The following is a 22196-nucleotide window of genomic DNA, read 5'->3' as shown; positions in this document are numbered from 1 at the left end:
TCAAGCCCCCTGCGCCTGCAGCACGCTGGCGTAGTTCGCCACCGCCATGCCGCCCATGTTGAACACCAGGCCGAACTCCGGCCGGCGCAGGGCGATGCCCACGGGATCGCCGACCAGTTGGCGGAACGCCATGGCGTGCATCGACACCCCGGTCGCGCCAACCGGATGCCCCTTGGCCTTGAGGCCGCCGGAAAGATTCACCGGCAGCCGCCCGCCGGCCAGTACCGTGCCCTCCTCCAGCGCGCGGAAACCCTCGCCCCGCGGCGCCAGCCCCATGGCTTCGTAGATCATCAGTTCGGCGATGGTGAAACAGTCGTGCACCTCGGCGAACTGCAGGTCGGCCAGGCTCACGCCGGCCTGCTCCAGCGCGGAGCGGATCGCCCGCTGCGGGCCTTCGAAGGCGAGAAAGTCCCGTTTCGACAGGGGCAGGAAATCGTTGACCTGAGCCATGGCGCGGATCGCCACGCGGCGGCGGAAACGCTCGGCCCGCCGCGCCGAGGCCAGCACGATGGCCGCCGCGCCGTCGGAGATCAGCGAACAGTCGGTGAGGCGCAGCGGCGGCGCGATCAGCGGGTTGCTCTCGGACACCGTGGCGCAGTGTTCGAGGCTCATCTCCCGGTGCATCTGCGCCAGCGGGTTATGCATGGCATTGGCGTGGTTCTTCACCGCGATGGCGGCCATCGCGCCCAGCGGGTCGCGGTAACGCTCGCCGTATCGCCGGGCGGCCAGCCCGAACTGTTGCGGGAAGCTCAGCGCGGCCTCCTGCGGATCGTTCTGGTAGCCGGCGCCGGCCAGGGCGCGGGTGACCTCCTGGGTGGAATTGGCAGTCATCTTTTCCGCGCCGACCACCAGCACCAGTTCCGCGGCGCCCGAGCGGATCGCGCAGATCCCGGCCTGGATCGCCGCGGAACCCGAGGCGCAGGCGTTTTCGCAACGGCTGGCCGGCTTGAAGCGCAGCGCCGGGTCAGCCTGCAGCGTCAGCGAGGCCGGGAAGCCATCCGGCACCATCCCCGAATTGAAATGACCGAGAAACACCGCGTCGATTTCCGCCGCGTCCACCGCGGCCTCCTCCAGCGCCTCGCGCGTCGCCGCGACGATCAGGTCCTCGAGCGTGCGGCCTTCCAGCCGGCCGAAACGGGTGTGGCCGCTGGCCACGATGGATACCGAATCCGTGATCATGTGAATTGCCTCTGTGTTGTTGTCGGGCCGACCGGGGCCCGGCCGGCAAGGCGGCCTTCGCCAGGGTTTCCCGTCGTTGTCGTGAGACTGGAACGGCGGCACCGAGCGATGCGCGGCGGCATCCTCAATGTGCCGGATTCACGATGGCGCACCCCCGGCATGCCTGCCATTCGTGCAACTACGTATGGACGTGCGTATCGGTTGCCGGACCGGGCGGGTCGGTTAGGCTGTAGATGAAGGCAACGGGAAGGACAGGCAATGACAGCACTCACGCCCGCGCCCGGCGATCTGGCGAGCCTGGCGTTCCGCGTTTCGCCGGCGCCGCAGGTGATCACCGGAAATCGCCTGATACTCGACTGCAACGAAGCGTTCCAATGCCTGTTCGGCTACGAGCGCCGGGAACTGCTCGGCCAGTCGATCCTGCGCCTCTACCCCTCGCGCGCCGACTACCGGGCGATCGGCGAGCGTTGCCTGAGCCGGCTGCGCCGGAGTCGCTCCTACTCCGACGAACGCTTCATGCAGCAGAGCGGCGGCGAAGTCTTCTGGGCGCACGCCGACGGCTACACGCTGACCCCCGAGGAGCCCTTCCGGCTGATGGTCTGGCACTTCGAGCGCATCGACCGGCCCATACGCGCGGCGGTGAACCTGACGCCCCGCGAGCGGGAAATCTCGGCGCACATCGTCAACGGCCTCACCTGCAAGGAGATCGGCCGCAAGCTGGGCATTTCCCACCGCACCGTGGAAGTGCACCGGGCGCGCCTGATGAAGAAACTGGCGGCGAAGAACAGTGCCGATCTGGTGTCGAAAATCATCGTTCTGAACTGACTTCGGCTTGAAGCGCTTCGGCGAAGCGCGACAAGGCGATGCACCCGGCCTTGCCGGGCGCATCGACCGTCCGAACGGATTCAGCGGCTGCAGCAGCGCCGCTTCAGCAGCGCCGAGGCGTCATAGGGCGCCTTGCCCTGCAAGGCCTCCTCGATGCGCAGCAACTGGTTGTACTTGCCCACCCGGTCCGAGCGGCACAGCGAGCCGGTCTTGATCTGCCCGGCGCGGGTCGCCACCGCCAGGTCGGCGATGGTGGTGTCCTCGGTCTCCCCCGAACGGTGCGAGATCACCGCCGTGTAGCCGGCCTGCTGCGCCAGGCGGATCGCCTCCAGGGTCTCGCTCAGGCTGCCGATCTGGTTGAACTTGATCAGGATCGAGTTGCCGATGCCCCGCTCGATGCCTTCCCGGAGGATCTTCGGGTTGGTCACGAACAGGTCGTCGCCGACCAGTTGCACCTTGTCGCCCAGTTTTTCGGTCAGGTAGGCCCAGCCCGCCCAGTCGCTCTCGTCCAGGCCGTCCTCGATCGAGACGATCGGGTAGCGCTCGCACAGGCCCGCCAGGTAGTCGGCGAAGCCCCGGGAGTCGAAGGCCTTGCCCTCGCCGGCCAGCCGGTACTGCCCGTCGTGGTAGAACTCCGAGGCCGCGCAGTCCAGCGCCAGGGTGATGTCCTGGCCCAGCACGTAGCCGGCGCGCTCGACCGCCGCCTGGATCACCACCAGCGCTTCCTCGTTGGAGGACAGGGACGGCGCGAAGCCGCCCTCGTCGCCCACCGCGGTGCTCAGCCCACGCTCGGCAAGCACCTGCTTGAGGGTGTGGAACACCTCGGCGCCGATGCGCAGCGCTTCCTTGAAGCTGGCCGCGCCGACCGGCTGGATCATGAACTCCTGGAGGTCGACGTTGTTGTCGGCATGCTCGCCGCCGTTGAGGATGTTCATCATCGGCACCGGCAGGCTGTACTCGCCGGGGCTGCCGTACAGCTCGGCCAGGTGCGCGTAGAGCGGCAGGCCGCGGGCCGCGGCGGCGGCCCTGGCGGTAGCCAGGGACACGGCGAGGATGGCGTTGGCGCCGAGGATCGCCTTGTTGTCGGTGCCATCCCGTTCGAGCATGGCCTGGTCGACCGCGCGCTGGTCGAGCGCGTCGAGGCCGACCACCCGCTCGCGGATCGCGCCGTTGACGTTGTCCACCGCCTTCATCACGCCCTTGCCTTGATAGCGCAGCGCGCCGTCGCGCAATTCGAGGGCCTCGCGGCTGCCGGTGGAGGCCCCGGAGGGCACGCTGGCCACCCCCGTGGCGCCGCCGGCCAGGGTGACCACCGCCTCGACGGTGGGGTTGCCGCGCGAATCGAGGATCTCGCGGGCGGCGACGTGCTGGATCGAGGTGCTGGGGTTACTCATCGTGTGTCGGGTCCTGTGCAGGGGTTGGAACGGCCTCGCCCGCGGCGAGCAGCTCCTGTTGTTCGGCATGCGAGGCGCGGATGTCGAAGTCGCGCGGCCAGTCCTGAGGTTCGCTCGGTTGCATCGAAGCCCCCTCCGCTCAATGGATGACGTCGCCCACGCGCACGATGCGCAGGGTGTCGGTGCCGCCCTGGGCATGGCCGGCGCCCTTGGTGATCAGCACCAGGTCGCCCTCGGCCACCAGGCGGCGCTGCAGCAGCTCCTTGACCGCCCGGGCGTTCAGCTCGGCCTCGGCGATCCGATCGGCCTCGAAGGGGATCGGGTGCACCCCGCGGAACAGCGCCACCCGGCTCTGCGTGCGCGGATGCCGGGAGAAGGCGTAGATCGGCAGGTGCGAGCGGATCCGCGACATCAGCCGCGGGGTGTCGCCGCTCTCGGTCAGGCAGACGATCGCCTTGACCCCTTCCAGGTGGTTGGCCGCGTACATCGCCGACAGCGCGATGGTCTCGTCGATGCGGTGGAACACCTGGTCCAGGCGGTGCTTCGAGCGGTGCGCCAGCGGGTGCTGCTCGGCGCCGAGGATGATCCGCCCCATGGCCTCCACGGTCTCCACCGGGTAGGCGCCGGCGGCGGTCTCGGCCGAGAGCATCACCGCGTCGGTGCCGTCGAGCACCGCATTGGCCACGTCGAACACCTCGGCGCGGGTCGGCAGCGACTGGGTGATCATGGTCTCCATCATCTGCGTGGCGGTGATCACCGCGCGGTTGAGCACCCGCGCCCGCTCGATGATGCGCTTCTGCACGCCGACCAGTTCGGCGTCGCCGATCTCCACGCCCAGGTCGCCGCGCGCCACCATCACCGCCTCGGAGGCGAGGATGATGCCGTCGAGCACCTGGTCGTCGGCCACCGCCTCGGCGCGCTCGATCTTCGCCACCAGCCCGGCGTTGCCGCCGGCCTCCTGCATCAAGCGGCGGGCGTGCTGCATGTCGGCGGCATCGCGCGGGAAGGACACCGCCAGGTAGTCGACCTGCATGGCGGCGGCGGTCTTGATGTCCGCGCAGTCCTTGTCGGTCAGCGCCGAGGCGGACAGGCCACCGCCCTGGCGGTTGATGCCCTTGTTGTTGGACAGCGGGCCGCCGACCCGCACCGCGCAGACCAGTTCGCTGGCCTTGACCTCGCGGGTCTCGAGCACCACGCGGCCGTCGTCGAGCAGCAGGATGTCGCCGGGGCGGCTGTCGGTGATCAGCGCCTCGTAGTCGATGCCGACGCGGGTCGCGTCGCCGGCGTTCTTGTCGAGGGCGGCGTCGAGGACGAAGGTTTGGCCCTTCTCCAGCAGCACCTTGCCGTCGGCGAAGCGCGAGATGCGGATCTTGGGTCCCTGCAGGTCGGCGAGGATAGCGACGAAGCGCCCGTGTTTGGCGGCCATCTCGCGGACCAGGGTGGCGCGGGCCTGGTGTTCCTCGGCCTTGCCGTGGGAGAAGTTCAGGCGCACCACATCGACCCCGGCCTTGACCAGGCCTTCGATGGCTTCGGGGGTTTCGGTGGCCGGGCCGAGGGTGGCGACGATCTTGGTTCTGCGCTGCATGGCATTCATTCCTCCGAGGGAATTTCTTATGAAAAAGTACTGAGCGAAACAGTCGATAGACTGCCCCTTTTGAACATTCAGCCACCGACAACGGCACCCTGCTCACTACTTAACTTGCAGAGTCAGTGCGTATCGATGACCTACAAAGATATTGGTATCTTTTGCAAGCGCGCCGACCATGGATCAAGTCTCGAACAATATTTCGAGCATGACGATGAAACCATCAACAGCCCATATCGCCCTAATTTGAAATGGCACCTAACCGCGAACTTGAGAGCAGGTTTCCGTTTATACCAGCTGCTTCTTGTGCCCCATATAAGACACGACAGTCTCGAGAGGCGACGAAGTCGAAGATTGAAGAGAATATCATTATCCAGCCAATGGACCGGCCATGCGGCCATACCGCTCATGGATAAGCCGCAAAGCAACCTCCATCACCCGGTCTCGCACCCACCAAATCATGCCGATACTCGAATGCAAGAAAACACCACGCTAGCTCACATAGCCGCACCGTCGAGCGCCAATATGGTATGAGCATTTGTAACGGTCGTAGCAAGGGTATTGATAGTTTCAGAACGCAGCGCTCCTAAAATAGCCGCCGCCTTGGTGTTCTCACTGGCAATGGCGATCACATCCGGAATACGTACCAAGTCTTGCCTGGTGAGGCCAATCACCCTCTCCTGCAGAGCATTCACTGCGGGACGGCCGTGAATGTCGATGAAATCGTACCCCATCAAGTCGCCCACGGTACCGGACAGCCGGGCCTGGGCTATCTCTTGCGGTGAAAACCAGCCCATACGCACCAGATTACTGTCCTCGCTCATATCGCCGATACCGATCAAGGCAAGATCGGCGCGGCGTGCCCGGTCGAGTGTCGCACGTACTGTATCGTTCGCGAGCAACAGACTGCGGAGTTCAGGATTGGCTACCATTGCCGGCGCATAAAGACTTTCACTTTCACCGCCGAAGCGCGCCGCCAGACGTCGGCATATATGATCGGGATTCATATATTCACCCGCTCGCAACGAGCCGCCGATGGCGCAAACGAAGGTGCAATCGCGGCTTGTCGGCAGAAAAACATTATCCGCGACCGCGCCGACATTGCGCCCCATGCCGACAGCCACAATCATTCCATCGGCCAGCGTCTTGTTGAGGTAATTGGCAACCAGGCTGGCTACTGCGGCACGCTGGGTATCGGGATCGGCATGATCCAATGCAATCAATGCACGATCGAGGCGAAAACGCTCCCGCAGCGCCTGCTCCAGCTCATTGCTCACCGTTGGATGTTGTAGCACCCGAACCTCAACGATACCTTCATCGCGGGCACGCTTGAGCAGCCGACTGACCTTGACGCGAGACAGCGAAAGACGTTTGGCGATGGACTCCTGAGTAACATTATCCAGATAATAGAGCATGGCCACTTCGGTCATTAGACCGAACTCATCATTGGTCACACGGCCAACATTGTCATTCATGTACGAACGGCTCCGAATCATTGTCGAAAACGGCATTATCCCTATAATTCACCTATTTCGTCCATTTGACCATTCGCACGCACCGATACATCAGTTCCTCATATGCATCTGCCAAATGTCGAGGACTGTCATGAGAGGTATTCGGTGCGCCACTGACTGCAATCCAGTGGCGGTACGCAACAGCCAGGCTCCGCGACCGATGATTTACCGCCGGGAACGACTGGGTACGACTACCCATCCGCTAAACTACTGGCCACGCAAACGCTCCGCTTTCAAATGATCGTGTGCATCCAACTTCTGCCCCATCCAGCTCCAGAAAATTTACCGACGTCCAAACTTTTCGACCCCGTTATGGGTGCCGAGCAACAGCAGGTCGGCCGGGCGCGCGGCGAACAGACCGTTGCAGACCACCCCGACGATGCCGTTGATATCCGACTCCAATTGCCTGGGGTCGATGATCCGCATGTCGTACACGTCGAGAATCACGTTGCCGTTGTCGGTCACCACCCCTTCGCGATGGACCGGGTTACCGCCCAGCATGACCAGTTGGCGCGCCACGTGGCCACGGGCCATGGGGATCACCTCCACCGGCAGCGGGAAACCGCCGAGAAAATCGACGCGCTTGCTCTCGTCGGCGATGCAGACGAAGGTTTTGGCCACCGCGGCGACGATCTTCTCGCGGGTCAGCGCGCCACCGCCGCCCTTGGTCAGCTCCAGGTGCCCGTTGCACTCGTCGGCACCGTCCACGTAGAACTCCAGCTCGGCGATGCTGTTCAGGTCGTGCACTTCGATGCCATGGCTCCTCAGACGGGCGGCAGTAGCCTCGGAACTGGCCACGGCGCCGTCGAAGTCCATCCGGTGGCGGGCCAGCAGGTCGATGAAGAAGTTGGCGGTGGAGCCGGTGCCGACGCCGACGATGCTCTGCCGCGTGAGATGCGGCAGGATGTGATCGAGGGCGGCCTGAGCCACGGCCTGCTTAAGCTGATCCTGAATCATGAAATTTTGCTCGATCTCTAGGGTCTGTCGAAGTTTTGGCGTGATCCGTATTACCGCGTCAAATGCCGCCGGGTCGGGCCGCCAGCAATGGCTGCTCCCTGCCAAGCCCCACAACGCCGCATGGCGGCATTTGCCGCACGCCCCGCGGATGGGAGCTGCGGAGGAATTGATCCCCCTGCACGAACATCCAGTGCTCGTACAGGGCGATCAGTGCGCCGAGGTGCCTGGGGTCGATGGTCGCCGTCAGCGAGTGTTACCCGGCTGGTTTGGTCCCCTGGGTCCCGCAATCGACGCCCAGATACATGGCTACGCCCTCCCCTCCAGCCCGGCCAGCACGGCCTGCGCCCTGGCGAGCAGGTTCTCGACGCTGAAGCCGAAATGCCGGAACAGCTCCGCCGCCGGCGCCGACTCGCCGAACCCCTCCATGCCGAGCACCGCGCCGTCGAGCCCCACGTAGCGGTGCCAGCTCTCCGGACGCGCCATCTCGACCGCGACGCGGGCCCGCACCGCGGACGGCAGCACCGCCTCGCGGTAGTCCGCCGCCTGCCGCTCGAAACGCTCCAGGCACGGCACCGACACCACGCGGACCGCCCGGCCCGCCTCGCCCAGCGCCTGCGCCGCCGCCAGCGCCAGCGCCACCTCGGAGCCGGACGCCAGCAGGATCAGCTCCGGCGTGCCCGGGCAGTCGAGCAGCACATAGGCGCCGCGCTCGATGGCCGCGCGCTGCCCGGCGTCGCGCGCCGCGGCCGGCAGGTTCTGCCGCGACAGCACCAGCGCCGACGGGCCGTCCCGCCGTTCGAGCGCCGCGCACCAGGCCACCGCGGTCTCCGTCTCGTCGCAGGGCCGCCAGGTTTCCAGGTTCGGCGTCTGGCGCAGGCTGGCGAGCTGTTCGACCGGCTGGTGGGTCGGGCCGTCCTCGCCCAGGCCGATCGAGTCGTGGGTGTAGACGAACACCGCGCGCAGCTTCATCAGCGCGGCCATGCGCACGGCGTTGCGGGCGTATTCCATGAACATCAGGAAGGTGCCGCCGTAGGGGATGAAACCGCCGTGCAGCGCCAGCCCGTTCATCATCGCGCTCATGCCGAACTCGCGCACCCCGTAGTGGATGTAGTTGCCCCCGGGCGCCTCGCCGCCGACCGAGCGGGAGCCGGACCAGCGGGTCAGGTTCGAGGGCGCCAGGTCCGCCGAGCCGCCGAGCAGCTCCGGCAGCAGCGGGCCCAGCGCTTCCAGGACCTGCTGCGAGCTCTTGCGGGTCGCCAGCTCGCGCGCCGCCTGCTGGCAGCCGGCGATCAGCGCGTCGCGCCGCGCGCCCCAGTCGGCCGGCAGCTCGCCGGCCAGGCGCCGCTCCAGTTCGGCGGCCAGCGCCGGGTAGGCCCGCGCGTAGTCGTCGAAGCGTTGTCGCCAGTCCCGCTCCAGCGCCGCCCCGCGCTCGCGCGCGTCCCAGGCCCTGGCGATCTGCGCGGGCACCTCGAAGGGCGCGTGCGGCCAGTCCAGCGCCTCGCGGGCCGCGGCGATCTCCTCGCCGCCCAGCGGGGCGCCGTGGCAGTCGTGGCTGCCGGCCTTGGTCGGCGCGCCGAAGCCGATGGTGGTCTTGCAGCAGATCAGCGTCGGCCGCTCCGTATCGGCCTTGGCCGCCGCCAGCGCCGCCTCGAGCGCGCTGGCGTCGTGGCCGTCGACCGCCTCGACGACCTGCCAGCCGTAGGCGCGGAAGCGCGCCGGCGTGTCGTCGCTGAACCAGCCCGCGACCTCACCGTCGATGGAGATGCCGTTGTCGTCGTAGAACACGATCAGCTTGCCGAGTCCCAGGGTGCCGGCCAGCGAGCAGACCTCGTGGGAGATGCCCTCCATCAGGCAGCCGTCGCCGACGAAGGCGTAGGTGCGGTGGTCGACGATCGCCTGTCCCGGGCGGTTGAAGTCCGCCGCCAGCAGCCGCTCGGCCAGGGCCATGCCGACGGCGTTGGCCAGCCCCTGGCCGAGCGGACCGGTGGTGGTCTCCACCCCCGGCGTGTAGCCGTACTCCGGGTGCCCGGGAGTGCGCGAATGCAACTGGCGGAAGCGCTTGAGCTCCTCGACCGGCAAGTCGTAGCCGGAGAGGTGCAGCAGGCTGTAGAGCAGCATCGAGCCGTGCCCGTTGGAGAGCACGAAGCGGTCGCGGTCGGGCCAGCGGGGGTTGCCCGGGTTGTGGCGCAGGTGGCCGTTCCAGAGCACTTCGGCGATATCGGCCATGCCCATGGGGGCGCCGGGATGGCCGGAGTTCGCCCGTTCCACCGCATCCATGCTCAGGACGCGGATGGCATTGGCCAGGGCGCGTCGGCCCGGTTTCAGGTTCTGGGTCATGCCACACCTCCGGCGAGTCGGGCGCGCAGCAGCGCCTCCAGTTTCAGTTGATCGGCCTCGAAGCCGCGGATGCCTTCGGCCAGCTTCTCGGTGGCCATGGCGTCCTCGTTCATCTGCCAGCGGAACTCGGCCTCGCCGAGCCGCTGCGCCGGGCGGGCCTCGCGTTCGCCCGTATCGGCCAGCGCCGGCGCCAGCACGCCTTCGCTGGCGGCGAGCTCCTCCAGCAGCGCCGGGCTGATGGTCAGCCGGTCGCAGCCGGCCAGCGCGAGGATCTCGCCGACGTTGCGAAAGCTCGCGCCCATGACCACGGTCGGATAAGCGTGGCGCCGGAAATAGTCGAAGATCCGCCGCACCGAGCGCACGCCCGGCTCCTCGGCGGGCGCATAGGCGGTTGCCGGGTCGGCCTGGCGGTACCAGTCGAGGATGCGGCCGACGAAGGGCGAGATCAGGTGGACGCCCGCCTCGGCGCAGGCGCGCGCCTGGGCGAAGCCGAAGATCAGCGTCAGGTTGCACGGGATCCCCTCCTTCTCCAGCACCTCCGCGGCGCGGATTCCCTCCCAGGTGGCGGCCAGCTTGATCAGGATGCGCTCGCGGCCGATGCCGGCCGCCTCGTACAGCCCGACCAGGCGGCGCGCCTTGGCGATGCTCGCCTCGCGGTCGAAGGAGAGCCGCGCGTTCACCTCGGTGGAGACGCGCCCCGGCACGGATGCGAGGATCCGCTCGCCCAGGGCGACCACCAGGCGGTCGCAGGCGTCGTCGACGGCCGCCTCGGGGCTGCGGGCGCCGCCCACCTCGCCGAGGACCCGGGCGACCAGGCCGTCGTACTGGCCGGACTGGACGGCCTTGAGGATCAGCGAGGGGTTGGTGGTGGCGTCCTCGGGCGCGAAACGCCGGATCGCCTCGAGATCGCCGGTGTCCGCCACCACGATGCTGTGCTGTCTCAATTGTTCAAGCAGGTTGGACATGATTCGGGCTCTTGATGGTTGGTGTTCCTGGGTCCGCGGCGTTCAGCTCGGCCAGGCTTTCGTGCAGCGTGCGATGGACCCGGTCGGCGATGGCGAAGCGCTCCGCGCCGGGATGGGCCGGGTCCGGCACCGCCACCACCGGCATGCCGGCGGCCCTGGCGGCGATCACGCCGTTGAGCGAGTCTTCCCAGACCCGGCACTGGTGCCGCTGCGCGCCCAGGCGCTCGGCCGCCAGTTCGAAGACCGCCGGATGCGGCTTGGAACGCGGCACCTCGGTGCCGGAGGCGAACACGGCGATCGGCAGCGCGTGCCGGCGCACCACCGCCGCGATGAAGGGCAGCGGCGAGGAGGACGCGATCGCCAGCCCGACGTGCCGCTCGCGCAGCCAGTCGATGAGTTCGACGGCGCCCGGCATCAGCGGCGCCTCGACGATCGCCCGCCCCATGCGCGCGATCAGCGCCTCGAACAGCGTTCCGGCCTCGACGCCCCGGCCGGCATGCAGGCGGGCCATGTCCTCGCAGAAGGCCCGGCTGCTGACGCCTTTCCAGGCGTGCAGGTCCTGCGTGCCGGGCGCGATCCCGTACAGCTCGTGCAACAGCGCGGCCTGGGTCGACATCCACAGCGGTTCCGAATCGATCAGCAGGCCGTCCATGTCGAAGATCGCGTACTGCATATCCATGTTGCTTGCCCCTATTCCGCGGGTTGTCAGCTCGAATGGCACCTGCGCTGAGTATTCGCGGGCGCTCGAGCTGCAGGCTGTAACCGAAAGGGTGAAAACCTGGATTCCGAGTCCGGACACACTTTCATATGTGCAGGGATAAGTAAGCAGCGTGCTGGGATCGGTCGATAAAATCGATCTTGTTAATCTCACGACGGGTTCTACTACTCACGGATGAGTCGTTATGAATCCTCGACAAGACTGCATTCAGCCCACACCCCGCCGGCCTTACTTAGGCGACTGCTCCCGATCGGCTTTCTCGACGGCCTTGATCCGCTCTACTTTCGGCCCCGAACGGCCGGCCTCGAACTCCGACTCGAGGAAGGATTTGACGATGTTTTTCGCCAACTCGGGACCAATCACCCGCGCCCCGATGGAAACGATCTGCGCATCGTTACTCTTGCGCGCCCGCTCCGCGGAATAGGTGTCGTGCGCCTGCGCGGCGCGAATGCCCTGAATCTTGTTGGCAGAAATAGCCATGCCTATGCCGGTCCCGCAGATCAGCACACCCAGACGGTGCTGGCCGGCGCTAATGGCAGTCGCAACCGCGGTGGCGATATCCGGGTACAGCACCGGATCGGTCGAATAGCAGCCGAAATCCTTAAGTCTGTAGCCCAGATCCTCAATATGGCGTTTGAGCAACTCTTTAAGCTCAAAGCCTGCCTCATCACAACCGATAGCCACAGAAAATGGCTCGTTCATGGTGCTTTCTCCGCTGTTATGTGAAACCGACCACGAAACGATCAAATGATCGCTTACTGAAAATATGTTCGAACATTCTTTTTTCTAAACATCATCTTGTCAAGACAAATACAGAATTAAAATTTAATTTTTTAGCGTAAAAAACAATAAAAAAACATAAATAGCTAACTAATGATATTTTATTCTCACAAAACTCCTCAAAAAATATTGACGAAGGCAATCGCATGGAGAAACATGTGATCGCGCACCGATCATATGATCAGTCGCCAGAACAAGAACCAAACAAGAGGACACGCCAATGGCGTCGACGACATTACTGCTTGAGGCCGAGCGCATCGCTAAGGCCTACGGTGGCGTACCTGCCTTACGTGATGGGCGTCTGGCTCTCAAGGCCGGCACAGTCCACGCTCTCTGCGGCGGAAACGGTGCGGGCAAGTCCACCTTCCTGAGCATCCTCATGGGAATCACCCAACGCGATGCCGGCACCATCCGGCTCGATGGTCGCGAAGTGCACTTCCAGCGCCCCAGCGATGCCCTTGACGCTGGAATCGCCATAATCACTCAAGAGTTGGAGCCCATTCCCGATCTCACCGTCGCCGAGAACATCTGGCTGGGCAGGGAACCACGACACGTCAATTGCCTCATCGACAACCGAGAGCTCAATCGTCGAACCCAGGCCTTGCTGGACGACCTGGGATTCGAGGTAGACGCAAAATTGCCGATGCGCCGTTTAAGCGTCGCGCAAACGCAGTTGGTCGAGATTGCCAAAGCGTTCAGCTACGACTGCCGGGTGATGATCATGGACGAACCGACTTCGGCCATCGGCGAGCGCGAGACCGAAACGTTGTTTGCTGCCATTCGCCGGCTTACCGCTCGTGGCGCCGGTATCATTTATGTCTCCCACAGGCTTAGCGAACTGGCGCAGATCGCTGACGAATACAGCATCTTTCGCGATGGAGCCTTTGTGGAGAGCGGGCTCATGGCCGATATAGACCGCGGGCATCTGGTGCGCGGCATCGTTGGGCGCGAACTGCAGCCGATCAATCACAAACAAAATCGCCAGTGCACCCCGGAAATCTGCCTGGATGTGGCCGGCCTGACTCGTGATGGCGAGTTCCAGGATATTAGCCTGCAAGTGCGCAAGGGCGAGATCCTCGGTATCTATGGCTTGATGGGGTCGGGTCGCAGCGAGTTCCTCAACTGCATCTACGGGCTCACCGCACCTGACGCCGGCCTTGCCCAACTCAACGGCCAGGAACTTCCCATCGGCGATCCGGCCGCGACCATCCGTGCAGGCATCTCGCTGGTCACCGAAGATCGCAAGGAAACCGGTCTGGTACTCGGTAGCAGTATCACCGAAAACATCGCCCTGGCCGCTTACGACAAGTTGTCCAACCTGTCGATTATCAACATGCGCAAGGAACGCAACCTAGCCGAAAGCATGGCACAGCGTTTGCGCATAAAGACTGCCTCTCTCGATTTACCGGTGTCGTCCATGAGCGGCGGCAACCAGCAAAAGGTAGTGCTCGCCAAGTGCCTGTCGACCGAGCCGGTCTGTTTGTTTTGCGATGAGCCGACCCGCGGTATAGACGAGGGTGCCAAGCAGGAAATCTACCGCTTGCTCGATGAATTCGTACGTACCGGCGGGGCCGCCATCGTAGTGTCTTCAGAAGCCCCCGAGGTACTGCACCTGAGCGATCGCATAGCAATATTCAAAGCAGGTCGTCTGGCTGTCACCGTCGATAACGATCAGACCATTACCCAAGAAGCCCTATTGAGTCTTGCCTCATGAATATCATCCTGAACAATCTATCCGGCAATATCGTCCAGCATCGCAAGAAACTGCGCCTTGCCCTGGACCGTTTTGGACTGCCGCTGGTATTCGTCTTGTTGTGCCTCATATTGAGTCTCTCCAGCGAGTACTTCATGACCTGGCGCAACTGGATGGATATCCTTCGACAGACCTCCATCAACGGTATTCTCGCCATAGGCATGACCTATGTTGTCATCACCCGGGGTATCGACCTCTCGGTAGGCTCGATTCTGGCGTTCGCCGGCCTCTGTAGCGCCATGGTGGCAGCACAGGATCATGGCCTGCTGGCTTCGCTCAGCGCGGGCATGTTCGCCGGCGCGGCACTGGGCGCGGTGAACGGATTCATGGTTGCGAACCTTTCCATTCCTCCCTTTGTCGCCACGCTGGGAATGCTCAGTATCGCTCGCGGCATGACTTTCATCCTCAACGATGGCAGCCCGATAACCGAGTTGCCGGAAAGTTATCTGGCGCTCGGTATCGGCAGCCTGGGTCCGGTGAGCATGCCGATCGTGATTTTTGCCATAGTCGCCCTGTTCTTCGCCCTGGTACTCAAGTACACCACCTACGGCCGCTATGTATATGCCGTGGGCGGCAACGAGAAAAGTGCACGCACTTCGGGAATCGGAGTGCGCAAGGTGATGTTTTCCGTTTATATCGTGTCCGGTGTACTGGCCGGGCTCGCCGGAATGGTGCTTACGGCACGCACTACCGCCGCCCTGCCCCAGGCAGGCATGTCCTATGAGCTGGACGCAATCGCCGCGGTGGTTATCGGTGGTACCAGCCTGTCCGGCGGCAGCGGCAATATCGTCGGCACCCTGTTTGGCGCATTGTTGATCGGCGTGATCAATAACGGTTTGAACCTCCTGGGAGTTTCTTCCTATTACCAGCAGGTTGCCAAAGGCCTGATCATCGTGATCGCCGTATTGGTTGACGTTTGGCGTAAAAAGAAACGCTGAAGAAAACGTAAACCTTCGCAACAACTACAAGAGACATATCTGAAATCAGCTCCTCGGATATCCTCTCAATACCCGATCAAAAGACAATAATAAAGGTTATCGCCATGAAACTGACAAGTGTCTTCACTGCCCTCGCAGCAGCTTCTTTCCTCGTCAGTAATATCGCTCAAGCGGAATCCTACAAGGTTGGTGCCGCAGTCTATGGCCTGAAAGGCCAGTTCATGCAGAACTGGGTACGGGAACTCAAGCAGCATCCCGCCGTACTGGACGGCACAGTGCAACTCACCATTTTCGACGGCAACTATGACGCTCTGACCCAGAATAACCAAATCGATACGATGGTCACTCAACAATACGATGCCATCCTCTTCGTCCCCATCGATACCAAGGCGGCTGCAGGTGCTGTCGCCCGTGCCCAGGCGAGCGACGTGCTAGTGATCGCTTCCAACACGAATATCGCCAACTCGAAAGCCCCTTTCATAGGTAATGACGATATCGAAGGAGGACGCCTGCAAGCCCAGGCAATGGTCGACAGGCTCGGAGGCAAGGGCAATGTGGTGATCATACAAGGCCCGATCGGCCAGTCCGCACAGATCGATCGCGAAAAAGGCGAGTTGGAAATTCTGCAGAAGCATCCCGAGATAAAGATCGTCGAGAAAAAGACCGCCAACTGGTCTCGTTCCGAAGCGATGAGCCTCACCGAAGACTGGCTCAACGCCTATCCGAACGGTATCAACGGGATCATTGCGCAGAATGACGATATGGCTCTCGGAGCGCTGCAAGCCGTAAAAGGACGCAACCTCTCGCATCAAGACATGCCGATTACATCGATCGACGGCATGCCCGATGCGATTCGAGTCGCCAAAAATGGCGAAGTGATCACCTTCCTGCAAGATGCCCAGGCTCAATCCCAAGGCGCTCTGGACATAGCCCTGCGCAAGCTGGTCGGTAGCGACTACAAGCCTCGCTCGGTGATCTGGCAACGCTACGCTAAAGATGTGGAGTGGAGCGATGGTACCAGCAAGGCCTATATCTTGCCCTGGGTGCCAGTAACCAGGACCAATGCAGACACGCTGTACCAACAGGTTACCCAAAGTACCAAGTGACCTCACACGAAGACTCTATAGCCTTCAGGAGTTATTACCATGTCCAAATACTTGGATAAGGCGTTCGATCTGCAGGGACGCTGCGCCATCGTCACCGGAGGGGCAGCCGGTATCGGTCTGGCCTGCGCCAGACTGCTCACCGAATGCGGCGCACGAGTCGCCCTGCTCGATCGCAACCCGGCAGTGGAAACCGTTGCCGCCGGCTTGGGCAGCGGACACCTCGGCGTCGCCCTGGACGTACGCCAGCTCGATGAGATCCAGGCAGCAGTGGAGCGCGTGGTCGCCGCCTTCGGCCAAATCGACTATCTGGTCAACAGTGCGGGAGTCGCTCGGCTCGACAAGGCGCTGGATGTCGACGAAGAAAGCTGGGATATCACTCTCGATATAAATCTCAAGGCCAGCTTCTTCGCTGCCCAAGCGGTCGCGCGGCACATGCGCGAGCGTGGCGCCGGACGCATTGTCAATCTCGCATCCCAGGCAGCCGTCATCGGTCTCGATCGCCATGCCGCCTATTGCGCCAGCAAGGCCGCGATAGTCGGCCTGACCAAAGTCTTGGCGATGGAATGGGCCGAGCATGGCATCACCGTCAACGCCGTATCGCCGACCATCGTCGAAACCGAGCTGGGCAAGCAGGCTTGGGCGGGGGAAGTCGGAGAGCGGGCCAAACAGCAGATCCCCGTGGGCCGCTTCGCCCAACCCGAAGAAGTTGCCAGCCTGGTGCTTTATCTACTCAGCGACGCAGCAGCGATGATCACTGGTGAAAATGTGGTCATCGATGGCGGCTACACCATCAAGTAAAAAATACTTAAAAGGAAAGTCATGAATCGCATCATTAACGATCCGGATCTGTTGGTCGAACACATGCTCCAGGGCGTACTCGTCGCCCATCCGGAACTTACCCAAGCCAAAGACAACCAGCGCGTGGTCTACAACGCCAACCTCGCGCAAGACGGTCGGGTCGGTATCGTCACCGGCGGTGGTTCGGGCCACGAACCCGCTTTCCTCGGCTACGTCGGTCCGGGCCTCGTGGACGCCGTGGCGGTTGGCGAAATCTTCTCCTCCCCCACGGCCAAAAGCTTCTTCGATGCCTTCTGCATCGCCGAACGCGGCGCGGGCATCGCCTGCCTCTACGGCAACTACGCCGGCGACAACATGAACGTCAAGTTGGCGATGAAGATGGCGGCCAGCAAGGGTCTCGTTGTGCGTACGGTCGTTGCCAACGACGACGTCGCCTCGGCGCCTCCGGAAGACATCGCCAAACGCCGGGGGGTAGCCGGGGAAATCTTCATGTGGAAGATCGGCGGGGCAGCAGCAGCTCAAGGCTACGACCTGGACGGCGTCATCCGCGTTGCGCAGAAGGCAGTGGATCAGTGCCGTTCCATCGGCGTCGGCCTCAGCCCTTGCACCATCCCGGCGGTAGGCAAGCCCAACTTCCAGATCCCCAACGGCCAGATGGAACTGGGTATCGGCCATCACGGGGAACCCGGTATCGAGGTCGTTACCACGGAATCCGCCGCGCGCATGGCCGAACGCATGCTCGATTACATTCTCGCCGATCGCGACTTCACCGTGGACGATAGCGTAGTGGTATTGGTCTCCGGCCTTGGCGCGACCCCGGTCATGGAACTGTATATCTATTACGCCGAAGTAGAACGATTGCTCAAGGAGCGTGGCTTGCGCGTGCACCGCTGCTATGTCGGTAACTATTTTACTTCCCTGGAAATGATGGGCGTCACCCTCAGCGTGCTGGGTCTGGACGCCGAACTCGCCAGCCTGATCGATCAGCCTTGCCGTTCCATCGGTATGACCCAAACGGAGTGATATATGAACCAGTCATTTTCCGGTACCGACGGTGCCTCCATCATTAGCGATTTGGTCGAAGTAATCGTTGCCAACCGTGAGTACTTGAGCGAAGTGGATGGCGCCATTGGCGACGGCGATCATGGCATCAACATGGCTAAAGGATTCGCCCGTTGCGGCAAGAACCTTGAAGGCCGCGAACTTTCCCTCGCCGAAGCCCTCGATGAACTGACCCTTTCCCTCATGGAGGGTATCGGCGGCTCCATGGGTCCCTTGTACGGCAGCTTGTTCATCGGCATGGCCGATCAGGTGCGTGGCTGTCAGGAAATCGATGCCGAGATCTTTGCCCGCATGCTGCGTGGCGGTCTCACATCGCTTCAAGACATCAGCGATGCTGGGGTGGGCGACAAATGCCTGATGGATGCACTGATACCGGCGGTGGAAGCTTTCGAACAGGCACATTCCCGAGACACCGAATTTACCGAAGCCTTGAGAGAGATGAAGCTCGCCGCAGCCCGCGGTCGTGACTCGACCCGTGACCTGGTCGCCCGTATCGGCCGGGCCAGCCGTCTCGGCGAACGTTCACTGGGCGTGCTTGACGCCGGCGCCGTGTCCTGTTGCCTGATTCTCACCCGATTGGCCGATTCGGCGGAAGCCCGGTTACACAGTTAATTCATGTCATGCGCGCTTGCCAATATTCGGCGAGCATTGAATTCGGCAAGATGTGGATTCTCTTTACAGCTTGCCCACGAATTGACCGATATGACTGGGTATCCAGCCTTATCAACTTCGAATATGGACTTGAGCGCCATTCGAAATAACTTCGGAGTCTATTATCGAGCGGCAGACACTCGCCAATACCAAAGACCCCAATTGCATTAATGCTGCTTGGCTGGCGCTATATCGATCAGGCTGACAAACAACCACAACCATTTCCCGTATGCCGAACAGGCTTATAAGTCATGGTGCTTCAATGTCGCTGACTTCGATATCAGTGGCCAGCTACAAGTCTGGCTAAAACGAAAAGGTAAAGTCATGATAGTTTTTCCTAGTATTCAGGACATTCCGGAGAAGTACCGCCTGGGCGCGCCCATCGAACAGCGCGACTACCTGGTCGACGGCGAACTGCGCCGCTGGGACGGCCCGCTGGCCGCCGTGCGCAGCCCCATCCACCTGAAGACCGCCAAGGGCGACGAGCAGGTCGTCCTCGGCAGCACCCCGCTGCTCGACGCCCAGGCTGCGCTGGGCGCCCTGGACGCCGCGGTCAGGGCCTACGACAACGGCCAGGGCCTGTGGCCGAGCATGCCGGTGGCCGGGCGCATCCAGCACGTCGAGACCTTCCTGGCCCGCATGCGTGAACAGCGCGAGGCGGTGGTCAAACTGCTGATGTGGGAGATCGGCAAGAACCTCAAGGACGCCGAGAAGGAATTCGACCGCACCTGCGACTACATCGTCGACACCATCCACGAACTCAAGGAACTCGACCGCCGCTCCAGCCGCTTCGAGCTGGAGCAGGGCACCCTCGGCCAGATCCGCCGCGTGCCGCTGGGCGTGGCGCTGTGCATGGGCCCCTACAACTACCCGCTGAACGAGACCTTCACCACCCTGATCCCGGCGCTGATCATGGGCAACACCGTGGTGTTCAAGCCGGCCAAGTTCGGCGTGCTGCTGATCCGCCCGCTGCTCGAGGCGTTCCGCGACAGCTTCCCGGCCGGGGTGATCAACGTCATCTACGGGCGCGGCCGCGAGACCGTCAGCGCGCTGATGGAAAGCGGCAAGGTGGACGTGTTCGCCTTCATCGGCACCAACAAGGGCGCCAGCGACCTGAAGAAGCTGCACCCGCGCCCGCACCGCCTGCGCGCAATCCTCGGCCTGGACGCCAAGAACCCCGGCATCGTCCTGCCCGAGGTGGACCTGGACAACGCGGTCGGCGAGGCGATCACCGGCGCCCTGTCGTTCAACGGCCAGCGCTGCACGGCGCTGAAGATCCTCTTCGTCCACGAACAAGTGGTCGACGCCTTCCTGGAGAAGTTCAACGCCAGGCTGGCCGCGCTCAAGTCGGGCATGCCCTGGGAACCAGGGGTGGCGCTGACCCCGTTGCCGGAGCCGGGCAAGACCGATTTTCTCGCCACCCTGGTGGCCGACGCCCTGGCCAAGGGCGCGAAGGTGGTCAACCCCGGCGGTGGCGAGGTGCGCGAGACCTTCTTCTACCCGGCGCTGCTCTACCCGGTGAGTCCGCAGATGCGCGTCTACCAGGAGGAGCAGTTCGGCCCGCTGATCCCGGTGGTGCCTTACCGCGACCTGCAGACGGTGATCGACTACGTGCGCGAGTCGGACTTCGGCCAGCAGCTGTCGATCTTCGGCAACGACCCGCAGCAGGTCGCCAGGCTGGTGGATGCCTTCGCCAACCAGGTCGGGCGGATCAACCTCAACACCCAGTGCCAGCGCGGGCCGGACAGCTTCCCGTTCAACGGCCGCAAGAACTCGGCGGAGGGGACTCTGTCGGTGTACGACGCGCTGCGGGCGTTCTCGATCCGCACGCTGGTGGCGACCAAGCTTCAGGAGGACAACAAGCAGTTGATCAGCGACATCATCCGCAACCGCGAGTCGAGCTTCCTGACCACCGATTATCTTTTTTGAACCAGGCCCAAGTCTTTATCGGGCCCTCATGATCAGTCCGAGTCGACTCATTGACCAACAATGAGCGTAATCATCGACACTAACGCAAACGCAGACTGCATTAATGATGAAAACAACAAATGGAGAAAACAATAATGACCTCCGTGGCTAAAGAGAGTATTTCCACCCGCAGACTGAATAACATTCCGAAAACCATGAAGGCCGTGATGGCCTACGCACCTGGCGACTACCGCCTGGAGGAAGTAGCGGTACCAAAGGCCGGACCGGGCGAAATCATAGCCAAGGTCGAAGCCTGCGGCATCTGTGCAGGCGATATCAAGTCCTTCGGTGGCGCACCCAGCTTCTGGGGAGACGAAACCCAGCCGGCCTATATCAAGGCGCCAATGATTCCAGGACATGAGTTTATCGCTCATATCGTCGAACTGGGCAAAGGCGTTGAAGGCTACGAACTGGGCGATCGCGTGATCTCCGAGCAGATTGTGCCCTGCTGGAACTGTCGTTTCTGTAAACGTGGCCATTACTGGATGTGCCAAAAGCACGACCTCTACGGCTTCCAGAACAACGTGAACGGTGCAATGGCCGAGTACATTAGGTTCACCAAAGAGAGTATCAACTATAAGGTTCCGCGGGATCTGCCGATCGAGAAGGCGGTACTTATCGAGCCCTATGCCTGCTCGATGCATGCGGTACAGCGTGCGCAAATCCAGTTCGGAGATGTGGTAGTACTCGCGGGCGCCGGTACCCTGGGCTTAGGGATGATCGGCGCGGCCAAGAAGGCCGGCCCCGGAAAACTGGTCGTGATGGATTTGTTCGAGGATCGACTCGAGCTGGCGAAGAAATTCGGTGCCGATCTTGTCATCAATCCTGCGAAAGAGGATCCCGTGGCCCGGATCAAGGAGATCACCGATGGTTATGGTTGCGATGTCTATATCGAAGCGACCGGGCATCCGAAGTCCGTGGAACAAGGCTTATCGATGATCCGCAACCTTGGACGCTTCGTCGAGTTCAGTGTTTTCAAGGACCCGGTAACCGTCGACTGGAGCATCATCAGTGACCGCAAGGAGCTCGATGTTCTCGGTGCGCACCTCGGTCCCTATTGCTACCCGCTGGTAATCGAAGGTATTGCCGACGGTTCCCTGCCGACCGAGGGTGTCGTCACCCATAACTTCCCCTTAGAGCGCTTCATGGATGGTTTCAAACTCGCAATGAGCGGCAAGGACTCCCTGAAAGTGATTTTGACTCCTTGAGACGATAAATATTCAGTCTCGCCGATGGGGCCCCGGCCCCATCGTTTTTCATGCATCCAGCGATCGCAATATTCGATCGCCACGCCGGCCATAACTACAACAAGTACAATAATGAACGACATGACTTGCCCACCGAGCACACTCGGCTCACCACGGGCCGTAACAATCCGGCCTCCCCATATACTCAAGACACCGCCAGCCCACTCGGACAACCAAGGCATACCCAGGAAAACCCTGTCTTCTTACTCGCAAGAAAAACGAAAGCCACATTACGCTCAAGAAGACACCTTCGCGGTTGAAAATCTTTTCAGGGTTTAGTTCTAGACCAGACATTTCCTCCTTCCGATTTCGCCCGGATTAGATACCAGCCTTCGGCTCATGGCATCCGTGCTTCGTGGTGAGGGATCTTTTGATTTTTTGCGGAAAATCTTCACTGGTAATAAAAATAATGAAGAACT

General features: G+C 62.5%; 19 protein-coding genes. 9 read left to right on the top strand and 10 right to left on the bottom strand.

Annotation, left to right across the window (positions count from 1 at the left end; translation table 11 throughout):
* A complete protein-coding gene (locus tag AVCA_RS10145) occupies nucleotides 1–1179 on the bottom strand; it encodes an acetyl-CoA acetyltransferase (protein WP_012700814.1) in 1179 nt (392 codons plus the stop codon).
* Nucleotides 1180–1437: 258 nt separating this feature from the next.
* Between AVCA_RS10145 and AVCA_RS10140 the strand changes: the two genes are divergently transcribed.
* Entirely contained in the window at nucleotides 1438–2004 is a 567-nt protein-coding gene (locus AVCA_RS10140; protein ID WP_012700812.1) for a LuxR family transcriptional regulator, read from the top strand.
* An 80-nt stretch (nucleotides 2005–2084) separates the two neighbouring features.
* Here the strand turns inward: AVCA_RS10140 and eno are convergent, their stop codons facing one another.
* From eno to rpiB, 9 genes are all read right to left on the bottom strand, one after another.
* Complete coding sequence (eno, locus tag AVCA_RS10135; protein ID WP_012700811.1) at nucleotides 2085–3398, bottom strand: phosphopyruvate hydratase; 1314 nt, start codon at nucleotides 3396–3398, stop codon at nucleotides 2085–2087.
* A complete protein-coding gene (locus AVCA_RS27035; RefSeq protein WP_012700810.1) occupies nucleotides 3391–3522 on the bottom strand; it encodes a hypothetical protein in 132 nt (43 codons plus the stop codon). The genes eno and AVCA_RS27035 overlap by 8 nt, the downstream gene beginning before the upstream one ends.
* A gap of 15 nt (nucleotides 3523–3537) precedes the next feature.
* Nucleotides 3538–4983, bottom strand: a complete 1446-nt coding sequence (gene pyk, locus AVCA_RS10130) for a pyruvate kinase (RefSeq protein WP_012700809.1) — start codon at nucleotides 4981–4983, stop codon at nucleotides 3538–3540.
* A gap of 497 nt (nucleotides 4984–5480) precedes the next feature.
* A complete protein-coding gene (locus AVCA_RS10125; protein WP_085930869.1) occupies nucleotides 5481–6458 on the bottom strand; it encodes a sugar-binding transcriptional regulator in 978 nt (325 codons plus the stop codon).
* 321 nt (nucleotides 6459–6779) lie between these two features.
* Complete coding sequence (rpiA, locus tag AVCA_RS10120) at nucleotides 6780–7454, bottom strand: ribose-5-phosphate isomerase RpiA (protein WP_012700806.1); 675 nt, start codon at nucleotides 7452–7454, stop codon at nucleotides 6780–6782.
* 306 nt (nucleotides 7455–7760) lie between these two features.
* Nucleotides 7761–9791, bottom strand: a complete 2031-nt coding sequence (gene tkt, locus AVCA_RS10115; RefSeq protein WP_050764380.1) for a transketolase — start codon at nucleotides 9789–9791, stop codon at nucleotides 7761–7763.
* Nucleotides 9788–10756 (bottom strand): transaldolase, encoded by a 969-nt coding sequence (tal, locus tag AVCA_RS10110; RefSeq protein WP_012700804.1) that lies wholly within the window; start codon nucleotides 10754–10756, stop codon nucleotides 9788–9790. The genes tkt and tal overlap by 4 nt, the downstream gene beginning before the upstream one ends.
* Nucleotides 10740–11435: an HAD family hydrolase gene (locus tag AVCA_RS10105; RefSeq protein WP_236616374.1), complete on the bottom strand. Its 696-nt coding sequence runs from the start codon at nucleotides 11433–11435 to the stop codon at nucleotides 10740–10742. The genes tal and AVCA_RS10105 overlap by 17 nt, the downstream gene beginning before the upstream one ends.
* Nucleotides 11436–11702: 267 nt before the next feature.
* Nucleotides 11703–12176: a ribose 5-phosphate isomerase B gene (gene rpiB, locus AVCA_RS10100; protein WP_012700802.1), complete on the bottom strand. Its 474-nt coding sequence runs from the start codon at nucleotides 12174–12176 to the stop codon at nucleotides 11703–11705.
* A 298-nt stretch (nucleotides 12177–12474) separates the two neighbouring features.
* On the opposite strand from rpiB, the gene AVCA_RS10095 reads away from it, so the two are divergent.
* From AVCA_RS10095 to AVCA_RS10060, 8 genes are all read left to right on the top strand, one after another.
* The gene (locus AVCA_RS10095) at nucleotides 12475–13968 is read left to right on the top strand and encodes a sugar ABC transporter ATP-binding protein (protein WP_012700800.1); all 1494 of its coding nucleotides are present in this window, start codon (nucleotides 12475–12477) and stop codon (nucleotides 13966–13968) included.
* Nucleotides 13965–14945, top strand: coding sequence for an ABC transporter permease (locus AVCA_RS10090; protein WP_085930849.1), 981 nt, complete (start codon nucleotides 13965–13967; stop codon nucleotides 14943–14945). Before AVCA_RS10095 ends, AVCA_RS10090 begins: the two co-directional genes overlap by 4 nt.
* Nucleotides 14946–15049: 104 nt before the next feature.
* Nucleotides 15050–16051, top strand: coding sequence for a substrate-binding domain-containing protein (locus AVCA_RS10085; RefSeq protein ID WP_012700798.1), 1002 nt, complete (start codon nucleotides 15050–15052; stop codon nucleotides 16049–16051).
* Nucleotides 16052–16090: 39 nt separating this feature from the next.
* A complete protein-coding gene (locus tag AVCA_RS10080; protein ID WP_012700797.1) occupies nucleotides 16091–16849 on the top strand; it encodes an SDR family oxidoreductase in 759 nt (252 codons plus the stop codon).
* 21 nt (nucleotides 16850–16870) lie between these two features.
* Nucleotides 16871–17872: a dihydroxyacetone kinase subunit DhaK gene (locus AVCA_RS10075; protein ID WP_012700796.1), complete on the top strand. Its 1002-nt coding sequence runs from the start codon at nucleotides 16871–16873 to the stop codon at nucleotides 17870–17872.
* Between the two features lie 3 nt (nucleotides 17873–17875).
* A complete protein-coding gene (gene dhaL, locus AVCA_RS10070; RefSeq protein ID WP_012700795.1) occupies nucleotides 17876–18523 on the top strand; it encodes a dihydroxyacetone kinase subunit DhaL in 648 nt (215 codons plus the stop codon).
* A 363-nt stretch (nucleotides 18524–18886) separates the two neighbouring features.
* Entirely contained in the window at nucleotides 18887–20491 is a 1605-nt protein-coding gene (locus AVCA_RS10065) for an NADP-dependent glyceraldehyde-3-phosphate dehydrogenase (RefSeq protein WP_012700794.1), read from the top strand.
* A 134-nt stretch (nucleotides 20492–20625) separates the two neighbouring features.
* Nucleotides 20626–21738, top strand: a complete 1113-nt coding sequence (locus AVCA_RS10060) for an MDR/zinc-dependent alcohol dehydrogenase-like family protein (protein WP_175556022.1) — start codon at nucleotides 20626–20628, stop codon at nucleotides 21736–21738.
* The last annotated feature ends 458 nt before the right edge of the window (nucleotides 21739–22196 follow it).

It is taken from the genome of Azotobacter vinelandii CA, from assembly GCF_000380335.1.
GTDB lineage: Bacteria > Pseudomonadota > Gammaproteobacteria > Pseudomonadales > Pseudomonadaceae > Azotobacter > Azotobacter vinelandii.
Note: the sequence above shows the minus strand (reverse complement) of the source record. Positions and strands in the feature narration are given on the sequence as shown.

What these genes read in the sequence shown, in the direction of transcription:
- AVCA_RS10145 (WP_012700814.1), bottom strand. Translation starts at nt 1,179, where the DNA reads ATGATCACGGATTCGGTATCCATCGTGGCCAGCGGCCACACCCGTTTC.
- AVCA_RS10140 (WP_012700812.1), top strand. Translation starts at nt 1,438, where the DNA reads ATGACAGCACTCACGCCCGCGCCCGGCGATCTGGCGAGCCTGGCGTTC.
- eno (WP_012700811.1), bottom strand. Translation starts at nt 3,398, where the DNA reads ATGAGTAACCCCAGCACCTCGATCCAGCACGTCGCCGCCCGCGAGATC.
- AVCA_RS27035 (WP_012700810.1), bottom strand. Translation starts at nt 3,522, where the DNA reads ATGCAACCGAGCGAACCTCAGGACTGGCCGCGCGACTTCGACATCCGC.
- pyk (WP_012700809.1), bottom strand. Translation starts at nt 4,983, where the DNA reads ATGCAGCGCAGAACCAAGATCGTCGCCACCCTCGGCCCGGCCACCGAA.
- AVCA_RS10125 (WP_085930869.1), bottom strand. Translation starts at nt 6,458, where the DNA reads ATGAATGACAATGTTGGCCGTGTGACCAATGATGAGTTCGGTCTAATG.
- rpiA (WP_012700806.1), bottom strand. Translation starts at nt 7,454, where the DNA reads ATGATTCAGGATCAGCTTAAGCAGGCCGTGGCTCAGGCCGCCCTCGAT.
- tkt (WP_050764380.1), bottom strand. Translation starts at nt 9,791, where the DNA reads ATGACCCAGAACCTGAAACCGGGCCGACGCGCCCTGGCCAATGCCATC.
- tal (WP_012700804.1), bottom strand. Translation starts at nt 10,756, where the DNA reads ATGTCCAACCTGCTTGAACAATTGAGACAGCACAGCATCGTGGTGGCG.
- AVCA_RS10105 (WP_236616374.1), bottom strand. Translation starts at nt 11,435, where the DNA reads ATGGATATGCAGTACGCGATCTTCGACATGGACGGCCTGCTGATCGAT.
- rpiB (WP_012700802.1), bottom strand. Translation starts at nt 12,176, where the DNA reads ATGAACGAGCCATTTTCTGTGGCTATCGGTTGTGATGAGGCAGGCTTT.
- AVCA_RS10095 (WP_012700800.1), top strand. Translation starts at nt 12,475, where the DNA reads ATGGCGTCGACGACATTACTGCTTGAGGCCGAGCGCATCGCTAAGGCC.
- AVCA_RS10090 (WP_085930849.1), top strand. Translation starts at nt 13,965, where the DNA reads ATGAATATCATCCTGAACAATCTATCCGGCAATATCGTCCAGCATCGC.
- AVCA_RS10085 (WP_012700798.1), top strand. Translation starts at nt 15,050, where the DNA reads ATGAAACTGACAAGTGTCTTCACTGCCCTCGCAGCAGCTTCTTTCCTC.
- AVCA_RS10080 (WP_012700797.1), top strand. Translation starts at nt 16,091, where the DNA reads ATGTCCAAATACTTGGATAAGGCGTTCGATCTGCAGGGACGCTGCGCC.
- AVCA_RS10075 (WP_012700796.1), top strand. Translation starts at nt 16,871, where the DNA reads ATGAATCGCATCATTAACGATCCGGATCTGTTGGTCGAACACATGCTC.
- dhaL (WP_012700795.1), top strand. Translation starts at nt 17,876, where the DNA reads ATGAACCAGTCATTTTCCGGTACCGACGGTGCCTCCATCATTAGCGAT.
- AVCA_RS10065 (WP_012700794.1), top strand. Translation starts at nt 18,887, where the DNA reads ATGATAGTTTTTCCTAGTATTCAGGACATTCCGGAGAAGTACCGCCTG.
- AVCA_RS10060 (WP_175556022.1), top strand. Translation starts at nt 20,626, where the DNA reads ATGACCTCCGTGGCTAAAGAGAGTATTTCCACCCGCAGACTGAATAAC.